The organism is Streptomyces mangrovisoli, assembly GCF_000974985.2.
Classification (GTDB): Bacteria; Actinomycetota; Actinomycetes; order Streptomycetales; family Streptomycetaceae; genus Streptomyces; species Streptomyces mangrovisoli.
Genome location: NZ_LAVA02000106.1, coordinates 15507 through 30055, shown reverse-complemented (window position 1 = coordinate 30055; position 14549 = coordinate 15507). Strand labels below are relative to the sequence as shown.

The following is a 14549-nucleotide window of genomic DNA, read 5'->3' as shown; positions in this document are numbered from 1 at the left end:
ACCACAACTGCAACATTGGTAGCTTAACACAGCTCTGCGCGCCGATGCGTGAATCATCCCGGAGCACCGCCTCTCACCTGGTATTTTCCGTGACCTGGGCATCCGATGGGGACTCCCTGGGTGGTACGGTCCGGGCGCCCGTCGGCCGGCGGGTGAGCATCACCAGCGCCGTGCCCAGCGCCAGGCCCGCCGCGGCCTGCACGGGGAACCGGCCGTCCGGAGCGAAGCCCCGCTCGGCCAGGCGGCTCAGCGCGGCGACGTCCAGGGCCAGGCCGAGCCACAGCGGCCCGGCGCGGTGCAGGCCGGGCGGTGGGGCGGTCCGCCCGTACAGCGCGGCCAGCCCGCGCTCCAGCGGCCGTAGCGCGAGAACGACGCAGGCCAGGACGGCGCCGAGGAGCAGCAGCCACGGCACGCGCAGCGCCCACCACGCGCCCGACCCGACCGCCGGCTCGGGCGCGAGGCCGGTGAGGTAGAACGCGGCGGCGACGGCCAGGACCGGCAGCATGTGCCACAGGTAGAGCGTCATGCTGGCCGCGCCCAGCGGGCGCACCGCGCGCCACACCCGCTCGCGCTCCAGCAGCCGCCGCACCGGCCGCGCGGCGAGCAGGCACAGCCCGCACTGGGCGACCACCCACGCGAGCATCGCGGCCGACGGCGGATCGGTGTTGCTCGGCGACTGCCCGGTCACCAGGATCAGGCTGACGGGGAACGGCCCGAGCGCGACCAGCGCGGCGAAGGCCAGCCCGCCGCCCGCCGCCATCGCGTACGGCACCCGCCGGCGGCCGGTCAGCAGCCCGTCCCGCCAGCAGAAACCCAACTGGTAGCCGACGCCCCAGACGAGCACGTGGTCGAGGAGTCCGACGTACGGCGTGTGGGCCCCCACCGCCAGCGCGTCGGCGGCCACGGCGACCGCCGCCATCGCGGCCGGGACGCGCAGGCCCCAGCGCCGGTGCGCCGCGTGCAGCGCCGGCGTCAGGGCGCTGAGCAGCAGATACACCGGGAGGAACCAGAACTGCATCCCCATCGCCCAGCCCGCCAGCGCGAGCGTGTCCGCGTCCACGCCGGCCGCCGCGCAGACGCCCACGGTGAGCAGCACGGCGGCGCTGTAGGCGCCCGCGGGAAGCAGCAGGCGCAGCGCCCGTCGGCCCAGCCAGCCGGCCGCCGTACCGCCCGTGGCCCGGGCACGCGCCCACGAGCCGCCCGCGGCGTGGCCTCCGGCCAGGAAGAACAGCGGCATGATCTGGAACCCGAGGGTCAGCCACTGGGTCCACGGCACGACGGCCAGCAGCTCCGGGGCGGTGATCCGGCCGTCCGGCTCCCGGACCAGGGCGGTGATCACCCAGTGCCCGAGCACCACCAGCAGGATCGACCACGCGCGCAGGAAGTCGACGTAGCGGTCTCGGCTCATGGTGGTCATGTTCGCGCCGGGCGGCCGCGTCGGGGGCGAGTAGTCCGGGCCGCAACCATTCCGTGCCCCACACGTGAGCCGACGCCGGCCGCGCATCCCCTGTCGCGGAAACCCGGTCCGCGGAAACCCGTGTCACGGAAACCCGTGACAGGAAAAGCGGTGGCACCTCGCTCGGGTGCCGTTCTAAGGTGAGGCCGTCCGCTCGGGGAGAGCCCGAGCGACCTAGTGCATGCCTGGGAGGTGTGACCGATGGCTGTCTTTGCGATGAGCGTTGCCCGCATTCAGGAACACATCAAGTCCACCCCCGTGGCCATCGGCTGACGAACCGTCACTGATTCGCGCCCTGTTCGGGCGCGCACGCCGGGCCACCCTTGTGAAGGGTCTCCCTTGACTTCCACCTCTGTTTTCACCGCGCTCGCTCCCTACGGCTGGGACGAGGCATGGGCGGACTCGTTCGCCCCCTTCGCCGCGGACGGGCTGCTGCCCGGCCGGGTGATCCGGGTCGACCGCGGCCAGTGCGACGTGGTCACCGCGGGCGGCGTCGTCCGGGCCGACACCGCGTTCGTGACCCCGCACGACCCGATGCGGGTCGTGTGCACCGGCGACTGGGTCGCCGTCGAGCCCGGCGGCAACCCGCGCTACGTACGGTCGTATCTGCCGCGCCGTACCGCGTTCGTGCGCTCCACCTCCTCCAAGCGGTCCGAGGGGCAGGTCCTCGCCGCCAACGTCGACCACGCGATCGTCGCGGTGTCGCTCGCCGTCGAGCTCGACCTGGGCCGGATCGAGCGCTTCCTGGCGCTGGCCTGGGAGTCCGGCGCGCAGCCGGTGGTCGTGCTGACCAAGGCCGACCTGGTGCCGGACGCGACCGGCCTGTCCTACCTCGTCCAGGACGTGGAGACGGCGGCGCCCGGCGTTCCCGTGCTCACCGTCAGCGCGCTGCACGGCGACGGGCTGGACGTGCTGCGCGCGATCGTCGGCGACGGCACGTCGGTGCTGCTCGGCCAGTCGGGCGCGGGCAAGTCCACGCTCGCGAACGCGCTGACCGGCGAGGAGGTGATGGAGGTGCAGGCCACGCGGGACATGGACGGCAAGGGCCGGCACACGACCACCACGCGCAACCTCCTCGCGCTGCCCGGCGGCGGCGTCCTGATCGACACGCCGGGGCTGCGCGGTGTCGGGCTCTGGGACGCGGAGTCCGGGGTCGGCCAGGTCTTCGCGGAGATCGAGGAACTGGCCGCCGACTGCCGCTTCCACGACTGCGCGCACGAGGCGGAGCCGGGGTGCGCGGTACTGGCGGCCCTCGACGCCGGCACGCTGCCGGAACGCCGCCTGGACAGCTACCGCAAGCTGATGCGCGAGAACCAGTGGATCGTCGCCAAGACCGACGCGCGGCTCCGCTCGGAGATCCGCAAGGACTGGAAGCGGCGGGGGGCGGAGGGGAAGGCGGCGATGGAGGCCAAACGGGGGCACTGGCGCTAGCCTCGGCCACCGGGTGAGCCCCCACGGGGCCGCGGGCGGGATGCGGCGAGGTGTCCTCGTACGGGTCCGTCGTGGCTGGTCGCGCAGTTCCCCGCGCCCCTTGGGGGCGCCCGTCTGGTCGCGTCCCTGTAGGGGCGCGGGGAACTGCGCGCTCGGGCCCCACGGGGCCGCGGGCGGGATGCGGCGGTGTGTCCCCGTACGGGTGCGTCGTGGCCGGTCGCGCAGTTCCCCGCGCCCCTGGGGGGTGTGGCTGAGCCCGCCAAGGTGAGGAGGGACGGCGCCGTCCGAATTCCGCCAGACCGAGCGGAGCGCCACCGTCGACACTGGAGGGGTGATGGACGACGACAGCAGGTACGAGGCCGTGCGGAGTCGGGACGGGCGCTTCGACGGGGAGTTCTTCTTCGGGGTCGAGACGACCGGGATCTACTGCCGGCCCAGTTGCCCGGCCGTCACCCCCAAGCGGGCCAACGTACGGTTCTTCGCCACGGCCGCCGCCGCGCAGCGGGCCGGCTTCCGGGCCTGCCGCCGGTGCCGGCCCGACGCCGTGCCCGGCTCCGCCGGATGGAACGTCCGCGCCGACGTCGTAGGGAAGGCCATGCGCCTCATCGGCGACGGCGTCGTCGACCGCGAGGGCGTCGCCGGGCTCGCCGCCCGCCTCGGCTACAGCGCCCGCCAGGTGCAGCGGCAGCTCACCGCCGAGCTGGGCGCCGGCCCCGTCGCGCTGGCCCGCACGCAGCGGGCGCACACCGCCCGGGTCCTGCTCCAGACCACCGGACTGCCGGTCACCGAGATCGCCTTCGCGTCCGGCTTCGCCAGCGTGCGGCAGTTCAACGACACCATCCGGGCCGTCTACGCCGCCACCCCCACCCAGGTCCGCGCCGCCGCCCCGAACCGCCGCGACGCCGCCCCCGCCACCGAGATCCCGCTCCGGCTCGCCCACCGCGGCCCGTATCTCTCCGGACCCGTCTTCGATCTGCTGGCCGCCGAGGCCGTGACCGCCGTGGAGGAGACGACCGGCGCGCCCGGCCGCCGCACCTACCGGCGGACCCTGCGGCTGCCCTACGGCACCGGGGTCGTCGCCGTCGGCGAACGGCCCGGCGGACCGGGCGGGCACAGCGTCCACCCCGGCGGCTGGCTGGAGGCGCGGCTGCGGCTGACCGACCCGCGCGACCTGACCACCGCCGTGCAGCGCCTGCGCCGCCTCTTCGACCTCGACGCCGACCCCTATGCCGTCGACGAGCGCCTCGGCGCCGGCCCGCCGTTCGCCCCGCTCGTCGCCGCGCGTCCCGGACTGCGCTCGCCCGGCGCGGCCGACCCCGAGGAGGCCGCCGTACGCGCGCTGGTCGGCCGGGCCGAGGCCGAACGGCTGGTGCGGGCCTACGGCAAGACGCTCGACGCCCCCTCCGGCACGCTGACCCACCTCTTCCCCGAGCCGGCCGTCCTCGCCGCCGCCGAACCCGGCGGGCCGCTCGGCGCGCTCAGCGCCGCCCTGGCCGACGGCACCGTACGGCTGGACCCCGGCGCCGACCGGGACGAGGCGGAACGGGCGCTGCGGGCCCTGCCCGGTCTGACCCCCGCCGTCGTGGCCGAGATCCGCACCCGCGCCCTCGGCGACCCCGACGTGGCCCCGCCGGGCACCCACCTGCCCGACGAGTGCCGCCCCTGGCGCTCCTACGCCGTACGGCACCTGCGGGCGGCGGCGCACGACGCGGCGACGCACCGGACGGCTCCCGGGCCGGCGGCGCACGGCACGGACCCCGACGCGCCGGTCGTGCACGAGGCCGTGGCCGCCCGCACGCGATAACCGGTTTTCAAGCGGGCGCCTTCCGTGTTTCCGTAGGCCATGCTCTCCACGGACCGTCTGCTCGCCTTCGCGGCGATGTCGCTGCTGCTGATCGTGATACCCGGGCCCAGCGTCCTCTTCGTGATCGGCCGCGCCCTCGCGCAGGGCCGCCGCGCCGCGCTCACCACCGTCGCCGGCAACACCCTCGGCGCCTACGTCCTCGTCGTCGGCGTGGCCTTCGGCGTCGGGTCCGTCGTCGAGCGCTCGGTGCTCGTCTTCACCGCCCTCAAGCTCGCGGGCGCCGCCTACCTCGTGTACCTCGGCGTCAAGGCGATCCGCGGGCGGCGCTCCCTGCGGGCCGTCTTCGCCGCCGAACCGGTGACGCACGGCGGACTGCGCACGCTCGGCGAGGGGTTCGTGGTCGGGGTGACCAACCCCAAGACGATCGTCTTCTTCGCCGCCGTGCTGCCGCAGTTCGTCGACCGCGACAGCGGGCACGTCGCCGCGCAGATGCTGCTGCTCGGCCTGGTCTTCAACGCCATCGCGCTGGTCTCGGACGGCGTGTGGGGGGTCGTCGCGGCCACGGCCCGGGACTGGTTCGCCGGTTCCCCGCGCCGGCTCGCCGCCGTCGGCGGTGTGGGCGGGCTCGCGATGATCGGCCTCGGGGTCACGGTCGCGGCCACCGGCCGCAAGGACTGACGGGCCGCGGCCACCGGCCACAAGGACTGACGGGCCGCGGTCGGTCACCCGCCCACGCGGCCCCCTGCCCACCCGCTCACGCGGCCGCCTGCCCACCCGCTCACGCGGCCGCCTGCCCACTCGCTCACGCGGCCGCCTGCCCACTCGCTCACGCGGCCCCCTGCCCACCCGCTCACGCGGCCGCCTGCCCACCCGCTCACGCGTTCGCGCTCACTCCGCGTCGAGCCCCCAGCTGATCACCCGGCGCGGGTGCACGCGGATCACCTCCTCGCTCATGTGCGGACCCAACTCGTGCGGGCCGGTGAGGAGTTCGGCCTCGCCCCGGATGTCCACGCCGCGCACCCGCCACGGGCGCACGCTCACGACGTCGTCGACGACCAGCGCGACCTTCGGGTTCGCGACGAGGTTGCGCCACTTCTTGCTGGCGCCCATGGAGTAGCCGCCGATCAGGATGGTGCCGTCGTCCTGCGGGAAGAAGCCGACGGGGTTGGCCTGCGGCTGCCCCGACGGGTCGACGGTGGCCAGCCGCCCCAGCCGCTGCGACTTCAGATACGCCAGCTCGGCCTCGGTGAAAGCGCTCATACCCGCAGCCAAGCACCGCACCCCGCCGCGCACATCGGCATCTCGGCCTAGGACTTCCCGCGGCGCCGTGGGTCTTCGGCCCTAGGGCGAGCCACTCCGGACCCGCCGCGGGTCTTCGGCCGTGGGGCGAGCCGTTCCGGATCCGCCGTGGTCTTCGGCCCTGGGGCGAGCCGATCCGGACGGCAGGCCCTACGCCGTCCGGGGCCGACCAGGGCGCGCGCACGTGCCGTTGCGCCCCGGCCGCACCGGGCCGTGGCACGGTCGCCTCCTCGGCGCCGGGCACCGGAGAGGCGGGTTCACATGGGCGGTCGCGCACGGTTCCTCGGGGCCCTGCTGGTCCTGCCGCTGCTGGTCTTCACCGGGCCGACGGCCCGGGCCCACGAGGGCGGCGGGGCGGGGGAGTGGACCGGCACCTGGGAGACCGCCCCCTCCGGAACCGCCGCCGCGCGGCCCGGTGCCGCGATCCGCAATGTCGTCCGGCTCAGCGTCGGCGGCACGGCCGTCCGCGTGCGGCTCAGCAACCGCTTCGGCACCACCCCGCTGACCCTCGCCGGGGTCACCGTCGCCCTCCAGGACCCGGCCCGTCCGCACAGCCCGGCCGCCGCGCCCGGCTCGCAGCGCGCCGCGGCCTTCAAGGGCGCCCGCTCCGTCGTCGTACCGCCGGGAAAGGACCTGTACACCGACCCGATCCCGCTGGCCGTCCCCGGCGGCGCCGACCTCCTCGTCACCGTCCGCACCCCCGCCGGCCCCGGGTCCGGCCCCGCGGCGACCATCCACCGCGACGCCCTGACCACCACGTTCATCGCCCCGGACGGCGCCCCGGCCGCCGCGGACGGGACCGGCGCGGCCTACACGGCCGCCGCCCGCTCCTGGTACTACGTCAGCGGCGTCGACGTCCGCTTGGCGGGCGGGCCCGGCAGCGTCGTCGCGTTCGGCGACTCCCTCACCGACGGCGTCGGCTCGACCTTCGGCGCCGACCACCGCTGGCCCGACCGGCTCGCCGCCCTCACCCGCGCCCTGCCCGCGTCCCAGCGGCCCGGCGTGCTCAACGCGGGCATCTCCGGCAACCGGCTGCTGCACGACGGTGTCGGACCGAGCGCGCCCGAACGGCTGGACGCCGACGCGCTGTCCCGCGCCGGGGTGCGCACCCTCGTCGTGTTCGAGGGCGTCAACGACATCAAGGGCAGCCCCGAGGCCGCCGACCCCGCCGCGTACGCGCGGGCCTACCGCACGCTCGTGGCCCGCGCCCACGCCCGGGGCATCCGGGTCGTCGGCGCGACCCTCACCCCGTTCGGCGGCCACCCGGCCTACACCGCCGCCCGCGAGGCCGTACGGCAGCAGGTCAACGCGCTGATCCGCGGGGGCCGGATCTTCGACACGGTCGTGGACTTCGACGCCGTCGTACGCGATCCGAAGCGGCCGTCACGGATCCTGCCCGGGTACGACCCCGGAGACCATCTGCACTTCGACGACGCGGGGATGCTGGCCCTGGCCCGCGCGGCCTGTCCGGCCGTGGTCGGCGGGCAGTCCGCGGCCGCTCGGCCCCACGGCACCGCGGCTCGGCCCCACGGCACCACGTCTCAGCCCCACGGCACCACGTCTCAACCCCACGGCACCACGTCTCAGCCCCGGAGCACCGCGCCTCAGCCCCACAGCACCACGTCTCAGCCCCACAGCACCGCGCCCAGCCACGCGCCGGTGATCAGCAGGCAGGTGAACAGCTCCGTCAGCACGCTCCAGCCGCCCGCGCGCATCGCGGTGCGGAGCGCCGCCATCGCGTCGCCGTGGCGGCCGAGCCGGAGCCGTTCCGAGAGGTAGATGCCGCCGAGGAAGCCCGGGATCGCACCTACGACCGGCACCAGGAAGAAGCCCAGGAACGCGCCCGTTCCCGCGTACACCGCCATTCGGACGGTGGCGCCGCTCTCGCGCAGCCGCCGGGGCGGCAGCGCCCAGCGCACCACCTGGGAGACGAACAGCACGACCGTCGCACCCACCAGCACACCCCAGGCGACCGGCTGCGGGTCGTCCAGCGCCCACCACAGGACGGCGGCCCACACCAGCCACGACCCGGGCACGCCGGGCACCAGTACTCCGCACAGGCCGAGCAGGAGCACGACTGCGACCAGCAGGAGTTCCCACACTCCCATCTGCCCAGAGTGCAGGAGGCGGGAAGAGACCGCAGATCAGGACGGCGGCGGCGGGACCCTTCGCGGCCGCGTCCCCGCGCGCTCACGGGGCGGCGCTCAGGGGGCGGGCCGCGTCACCCACCCACTCTCACGGGGGCGGGCCGCGTCACCCACCCACTCTCACGGGGGCGGGCCGCGGCACCCACCGCGCGCTCACGGGGGCGGCTCGCGGCACCCACCCGCCCACGCTCACCGCGGCGGCTCGCGCGTCACCCAGCCGCGCTCGCACGCCTGCCAGCCCAGCTGGAGGCGGGTCGTGACGCCGGTCAGTCCCATCAGCCGCTTCACCCGCCGCTGCACGGTCCGCAGCCCCAGGTCGAGCTGCTTGGCGACGCTCGCGTCGGTCATCCCGGCGAGCAGCAGCGACAGCACCTCCAGATCGGTGCGGTCGGGGCCGTCCGGGTGGTCCTCGGTCACTCCGGACGCACCCAGCCGCAGCGGCAGCGCCTCCCGCCACACCGACTCGAACAGGCCGCACAGCAGCTCCAGCAGCCCGCTGGCGTGCACCACCAGCGCGGCCGGCTCGGCGCTGCGCGCGCTCAGCGGGACCATCGCCAGCGACCGGTCGGCCACCACCAGCTTCGTCGGCACGGTCTCCGCGATCCGCACCTCCTCGTCCCGGCCCAGCGCCGCGGTCAGCTCCGCGATGCCGTCGGGCAGGTCGAGGACCGCGCGCTCCACCACCACCCGGTAGCGCACCCCGCGGCGCGCCGCCTGCTCCTCTGCCTCGTTCTCGGCGCCGGTGACCGCGACCGGCCGGCCCGTGACGAGCGCGGCGACCTCCTCGGTCGCGCCCAGCTGCAGCTGGAGGAAGCGCTGGGTGACCGCCGCCGCTCCGCTCACCACCTCGACCAGGTCGTGCACCGCGGGCTCGGCCGCCGCCGCCCGGTACTCCGCGGCCAGCAGCGCCGCCGCGAGCTCCGCCTGCTCCAGCTCGTGCCGCTGCTGGGTGAGCAGCGCGCCCAGCGCGACACCCGGCGGGGCCGCGACCCAGCGCCCCGGGCGGGCGGGGGACTGTGCGGCGAGACCGCGCTCCTCCAGCCGGCGCAGCGCGTGCTCGGTGTCCTGCTCGCCGAGGCAGAGCCGGCGCGCCAGATCCGGTACCTCGGCCGCGCCCAGCGTCACCAGCGTCCGGTACGCCGACTCGTGGGACTCGTCCAGCCCGACGGCTCGCAACATGGGGTGCGGCCCTCCTGAAGTGATCGCTCGGCGGCGGGCGCTCCACGCGTGCGCTCGGCCGCGGTGGGGGTGCGGTGGCCGACGGCGGGGTGTCGTGGCCCCGCGTGGCGGAAAACGGCCACGGCGCAAACCCGCCTCCGTACATCATCGCCGTATCGCCCGCCCCTCTGCCAGGGTGGCGCCACGACCGCTTCGACCAGCCAGAAGACCGGCAGACGCGACCGCTTCGCCGCGGCCGCGCACGCGCTCCCGGCCTTCGGAGGCACGCGATCCGGTCGGACGGACGTGACTCGGCCCGTGACGTGAAGCGGCCCTCTGGGCCGGGACCGGGTCACCGGATGTCGCCGGGCGGTTCTCCCGTGGGGGGTGGGGCCGCCCGGCGACCCTCTTGCCCGGGCGACTCGTGCGGGCCCCTGATGCGCTGGGCCCCTCATGCGCTGAGCCCTTGACGCGCTGGACCCTTGATGCGCAAGGGAGTTCGACGGCCGTCCGACACGCCGCGCATTGACGCGCCCACCGGCGCATTTTCGTGTTGCCCCGTTTTCATCCGCCCCGTGCGGTGGACAATTAGGGGCATGAGCCAGCAGGGGGGAAGGCCCACCCGTCCGGAGGACGACTGGTGGCGGCAGCTGTACGACGACTCCACGGAGGACACGGGTCCCACGGCCGCGGCCGACTCCGTCGACGACCGCTTCGCGTCGGCCACGGACACGCTGGCGGAGACCGGGCCACCCACGCCGGGCACCCCGCCGCGGCCCGGCGTGGGACGGGACGGTGTCGACCGCGCCGACGCGCGGTGGGACACGACCGGCGGCTCCGGCGCGGGGTGGGACACGACCGGCCGCTCGGGCGCGGGGTGGGACACGACCGGCAGTTCCGGCCAGGGACGGGACACGACCGGCCGCTCCGGCCCGGCATGGGACACCACCGGCAGTTCCGGCCCGGAGGTCCCGACGCAGCGCGGACCGGGGTCCTTGCCGGGGGGAGGGTCCTCGGCCCCCTCCTCGGGCGAGGGCGCCCCGTGGGAACCCGGTCCGGACGGGACCGCCGCGAGCGCGGGGCTCCCGCCCGACGACGGCTCCGGGGGCGCGCCCCGGCCGCCGGCGACACCGGGCGGGCCGGACACCGGCCCGGCGTCCGGTCGTGGGTCCTGGGACGCCTTCCGTCCGGAGCCCGCCGCGGGGGCGGATGCCGCGTCCGAGCCGGGCTGGGGCACCCCGCCGACCGACGCGCCGCCGGCCGCCGGCCCCGCGGCCCCGCGCCACTTCTGGGAGACGCCGCCGTCCGAGCCCGCCCCCGGCACCGGCACCACTCCCTGGGATCCGCCGCAGCCCGCGTCCCCGCCGGGAACGCCCGGTTCCGCCGCCTGGGATCCTCCGGAGTCGGCGTCCCTGCCGGGGACATCCGGCTCCGGCTCCGCCGCCTGGGAGCCCCCGCAGCCCGCGTCCCCACTGGCAACACCCGGTTCCGCGGCCGACGCCGACCGCTGGGAGCGGCCGCAGCCGACGTCCGGCTCGGGCCCCGCCTCCGGGCAGCGCCCCCAGAGTCCGCATCCCGTATCCGCCCCCGGGGCTGCGCCTTGGGAACCCCCGCATCCCCCACAGCCCCCGCAGACTCCGCCCCCCGGCCCGCCGCCCTTCCCGCCCGGTGGGGCCGGGCAGGCCGGGGGGGCCGCCGAGGTCCCGCCCGCGGAGGGCGGCCGTAGCTCCGGTGAGGGCTCCGGCGGGAGCCCCGAGCCTGGGGCCGGTGCCGCGTACGCCGTATCCCGGGACCCGTCTACCGTCCCCCGGGACCCGTCCGCCGTATCCCTGGACACGTCCGCGGTCCCGCCCCGCCCCGCCGAGCCCCCCGAGGCGGCGGAACCGGGGGCAGGAGCCGGGACCGGGCAGGTGCCGGCGCCCGCCGCCACGACCACCGGCTCTGGGCTCTTCGGCCCCATCCCGCCGCTGACCGACGACCTCGATCCGGAGGACCTCGATCCGGAGAACCGGGATCGGGAGAACCGGGATCGGGACGACCGGGATCGGGACGACCGGGATCGGCAGGGCCCGGAATCCTCGGCGTCCGGCGACCCCCGCTCCAGTGGTGCTCCGGCTCCGTCCCTGCCCATCGTCCCCGCGACGACGTACCCCGTCCGGGTCCGCCGCCACGCGGCCCCCGGCTCACCTGACCCGAGTCCCGGTCCGCGTGCCCTCGGCTCATCCGACCCGAGGCCCGGCCCGCAGGCCCCCGGTCCCGCCCCCGCCTGGGGCCGTCACGCCGCCCCGGGCCCGCGGCCCGGCGACGGCACCGGCGTCGAGTCCCTCCCCGGCCCGGACCTCCCCGGCCCGGACCTTCCCGGCCCGGACCCCGACGGCCCCGCCGGCAGCCCACCGGGGACGCCCTCCGCGACCCGTCCGGACCTCCCCGTGCCGGCCGGCCCCGCCGTCCTGCCCGTCGAGCTCCCCGCGGTCCCCGACCACGTGGGCTCCGGGCCGCCCACCTACGACGCCGAGCCCACCGCGCTGCCGCTGGCCGAGCCGGACGGGCTCGGGGATCTGATCGCCGACACCGTGCTCGACGGCGCCCGCTACGGCGCCTGCACCCTGCGGGCCGTCTCCGTGCGCGGGGACTCCGCCCGCTACCGCGGCGAGCCGCGCCGCGACTCGCTGCTCACCGCCCGCTTCGGGACCGGCGAACAGGCGCTGCTGCTGGTCGCGATGGCGACCGGGGCCCGCGCCACGCCGGGCGCGCACCGCGCCGCGGCCGAACTGTGCCGGTGGATCGGCCGGGCCGTGGGCCAGAGCCACGACCGGCTGGTGGCGGACATCGGGGCGGCCCGGCGCGGCGAGCTGAAGTCGGGCCTGCACCGGCTCACCGACCGCAGCCTCGGCCGGCTGCGGGCCAGCGCGGCCGAGCAGGGCGTCGACCCGGAGGAGTACGCGGCGACCCTGCGCTGCCTGCTGCTGCCCGCCGACCCCGCCTGCCGCACCCGCGTGTTCTTCGGCGTCGGCGACGGCGGCCTGTTCCGGCTGCGGGACGGCCAGTGGCAGGACATCGAGCCGCGGGTCGCCGACGCCACCGGCGACGCGGTCGTCGGCTTCGGCTCGCTGCCCGCCGAGACCCCGGAGGGCGACCGGCTCACCATGGACCTCGGCATCCCGACCCCGCCGAGCCCGTACGAACCGGCGCCCGAGCCGCCCCGGGAACCCTTCCGCTTCCGCGCCTCGGTGGCCCGTCCGGGTGATGTGCTGCTGATGTGCAGCGGGGGTCTCGCCGACCCGTTGCGGGGCGAGCCCGAGCTGGCCGCCCACCTGGCCGGGCGGTGGTCGGGCTCCGCACCGCCCGGCCTCGCGGCGTTCCTCGGCGACACGGGCGTACGGGTCAAGGGGTACGCGGACGATCGCACGGCGGCGGCCGTCTGGGAGGCGTGAGAGCGGGCACTGTGGATGGATGGACCCAGGGAACGGAATGGGGTGCATGGATCCATGGCCAAGCAGAACGTCGCCGAGCAGTTCGTCGACATCCTCGCCCGCGCGGGAGTCAAGCGTCTCTACGGCGTGGTCGGGGACAGTCTCAACCCGGTCGTGGACGCCGTCCGCCGCAACGCCGCCATCGACTGGATCCATGTCCGCCACGAGGAGACCGCCGCGTTCGCCGCGGGCGCGGAGGCCCAGATCACCGGGCGGCTCGCCGCCTGCGCGGGCTCCTGCGGGCCGGGCAACCTGCACCTGATCAACGGGCTGTACGACGCCCACCGCTCGATGGCCCCGGTGCTCGCGCTCGCCTCCCACATCCCCTCCGGCGAGATCGGCCTCGGCTACTTCCAGGAGACCCACCCCGACCAGCTGTTCCGCGAGTGCAGCCACTACAGCGAACTCGTCTCCAACCCGAAGCAGATGCCGCGGCTGCTGCACACCGCGATCCAGCACGCGGTCGGCCGGGGCGGGGTCAGCGTGGTCTCGCTGCCCGGCGACATCGCTGACCAGCCCGCCCCGGAGCGGACCGCCGCGACCGCGCTCGTCACCTCGCGGCCCACGGTCCGCCCGGGTGACGAGGAGATCGACCGCCTGGTGCGGATGATCGACGCCGCCGACAAGGTCACCCTGTTCTGCGGCAGCGGCACGGCGGGCGCGCACGCCGAGGTCATGGAGTTCGCCGGGAAGATCAAGTCGCCGGTCGGACACGCCTTGCGTGGAAAAGAGTGGATCCAGTACGACAATCCGTACGACGTCGGGATGAGCGGTCTGCTCGGCTACGGCGCCGCCTACGAGGCCACCCACGAGTGCGACCTGCTGATCCTGCTCGGGACCGACTTCCCCTACAACGCGTTCCTGCCCGACGACGTCAGGATCGTGCAGATCGACGTGCGGCCCGAGCACCTCGGCCGCCGCTCCCGCCTCGACCTCGCCGTGTGGGGCGACGTGCGCGAGACCCTGCGGTGTGTGATCCCGCGGGTGTGGGCGAAGGAGGACCGCAGCTTCCTGGACCGGATGCTGAAGAAGCACTCCGACGCCCTGGAGGGCGTGGTCAAGGCGTACACCCGCAAGGTGGAGAAGCACGTGCCGATCCACCCCGAGTACGTCGCCTCCGTCCTCGACGAACTGGCCGACGACGACGCGGTGTTCACGGTGGACACCGGGATGTGCAACGTCTGGGCGGCCCGCTACATCTCGCCCAACGGCCGCCGCCGGGTGATCGGTTCGTTCTCCCACGGCTCCATGGCCAACGCGCTGCCCATGGCGATCGGCGCGCAGTTCACCGACCGACGCCGCCAGGTGGTGTCGATGTCGGGCGACGGCGGATTCACCATGCTGATGGGCGACTTCCTCACCCTCGTCCAGTACGACCTCCCGGTGAAGGTCGTCCTGTTCAACAACTCCTCGCTCAGCATGGTCGAGTTGGAGATGCTGGTCGCGGGGCTGCCGTCGTACGGCACCACGAACAAGAACCCCGACTTCTCCGCCGTCGCCCGCGCCTGCGGGGCGTACGGGGTGCGCGTGGAGAAGCCCAAGCAGCTCGCGGGCGCGCTGAAGGACGCCTTCCGGCACAAGGGGCCCGCCCTCGTCGACATCGTCACCGACCCCAACGCGCTGTCCATCCCGCCGAAGATCAGCGCCGAGATGGTCACCGGGTTCGCGCTGTCCGCCTCGAAGATGGTGCTGGACGGCGGCGTCGGACGGATGGTGCAGATGGCCCGCTCGAACCTGCGCAACGTGCCCCGGCCGTAGGGCCCATCGCTCCACAGGGCCCG

General features: G+C 75.7%; 9 protein-coding genes and 1 pseudogene. 6 read left to right on the top strand and 4 right to left on the bottom strand.

From position 1 onward, the window contains the following. Window positions 1–73: 73 nt before the first annotated feature. Window positions 74–1408, bottom strand: a complete 1335-nt coding sequence (locus WN71_RS34465; RefSeq protein ID WP_079178349.1) for an acyltransferase family protein — start codon at window positions 1406–1408, stop codon at window positions 74–76. Between the two features lie 387 nt (window positions 1409–1795). Here WN71_RS34465 and rsgA point away from each other — a divergent pair, with 387 nt between their 5' ends. The 3 genes from rsgA (at window position 1796) to WN71_RS34450 (ending at window position 5369) form a co-directional block, all read left to right on the top strand. Beyond that, the gene (gene rsgA, locus WN71_RS34460; RefSeq protein ID WP_046589155.1) at window positions 1796–2887 is read left to right on the top strand and encodes a ribosome small subunit-dependent GTPase A; all 1092 of its coding nucleotides are present in this window, start codon (window positions 1796–1798) and stop codon (window positions 2885–2887) included. A 334-nt stretch (window positions 2888–3221) separates the two neighbouring features. Further along, window positions 3222–4691: a DNA-3-methyladenine glycosylase 2 family protein gene (locus WN71_RS34455; protein WP_206300224.1), complete on the top strand. Its 1470-nt coding sequence runs from the start codon at window positions 3222–3224 to the stop codon at window positions 4689–4691. A 39-nt stretch (window positions 4692–4730) separates the two neighbouring features. Next, window positions 4731–5369: a LysE family translocator gene (locus tag WN71_RS34450; RefSeq protein ID WP_046592756.1), complete on the top strand. Its 639-nt coding sequence runs from the start codon at window positions 4731–4733 to the stop codon at window positions 5367–5369. A 210-nt stretch (window positions 5370–5579) separates the two neighbouring features. Here WN71_RS34450 and WN71_RS34445 read toward each other — a convergent pair whose 3' ends face one another. Beyond that, a complete protein-coding gene (locus WN71_RS34445) occupies window positions 5580–5951 on the bottom strand; it encodes a PPOX class F420-dependent oxidoreductase (RefSeq protein ID WP_046592755.1) in 372 nt (123 codons plus the stop codon). Window positions 5952–6251: 300 nt separating this feature from the next. Here WN71_RS34445 and WN71_RS34440 point away from each other — a divergent pair. Beyond that, a pseudogene (locus WN71_RS34440) lies at window positions 6252–7391 on the top strand (SGNH/GDSL hydrolase family protein); the annotation flags it as partial. 224 nt (window positions 7392–7615) lie between these two features. On the opposite strand, the gene WN71_RS40440 reads toward WN71_RS34440, so the two are convergent. Together WN71_RS40440 and WN71_RS34435 are read right to left on the bottom strand one after the other, a co-directional pair. Beyond that, on the bottom strand, window positions 7616–8098 hold the full coding sequence (locus WN71_RS40440) for a DUF456 domain-containing protein (protein ID WP_079178344.1): 483 nt from the start codon (window positions 8096–8098) through the stop codon (window positions 7616–7618). A 228-nt stretch (window positions 8099–8326) separates the two neighbouring features. Then, window positions 8327–9316, bottom strand: coding sequence for a helix-turn-helix transcriptional regulator (locus tag WN71_RS34435; RefSeq protein ID WP_046592753.1), 990 nt, complete (start codon window positions 9314–9316; stop codon window positions 8327–8329). A gap of 2408 nt (window positions 9317–11724) precedes the next feature. On the opposite strand from WN71_RS34435, the gene WN71_RS34430 reads away from it, so the two are divergent. Beyond that, window positions 11725–12729 carry a protein phosphatase 2C domain-containing protein gene (locus WN71_RS34430; protein WP_052743251.1) on the top strand — a complete coding sequence of 335 codons (1005 nt, stop codon included), beginning with the start codon at window positions 11725–11727 and terminating at the stop codon, window positions 12727–12729. Window positions 12730–12783: 54 nt separating this feature from the next. Further along, window positions 12784–14526: a pyruvate dehydrogenase gene (locus WN71_RS34425; RefSeq protein ID WP_046592752.1), complete on the top strand. Its 1743-nt coding sequence runs from the start codon at window positions 12784–12786 to the stop codon at window positions 14524–14526. Window positions 14527–14549: the final 23 nt, after the last annotated feature.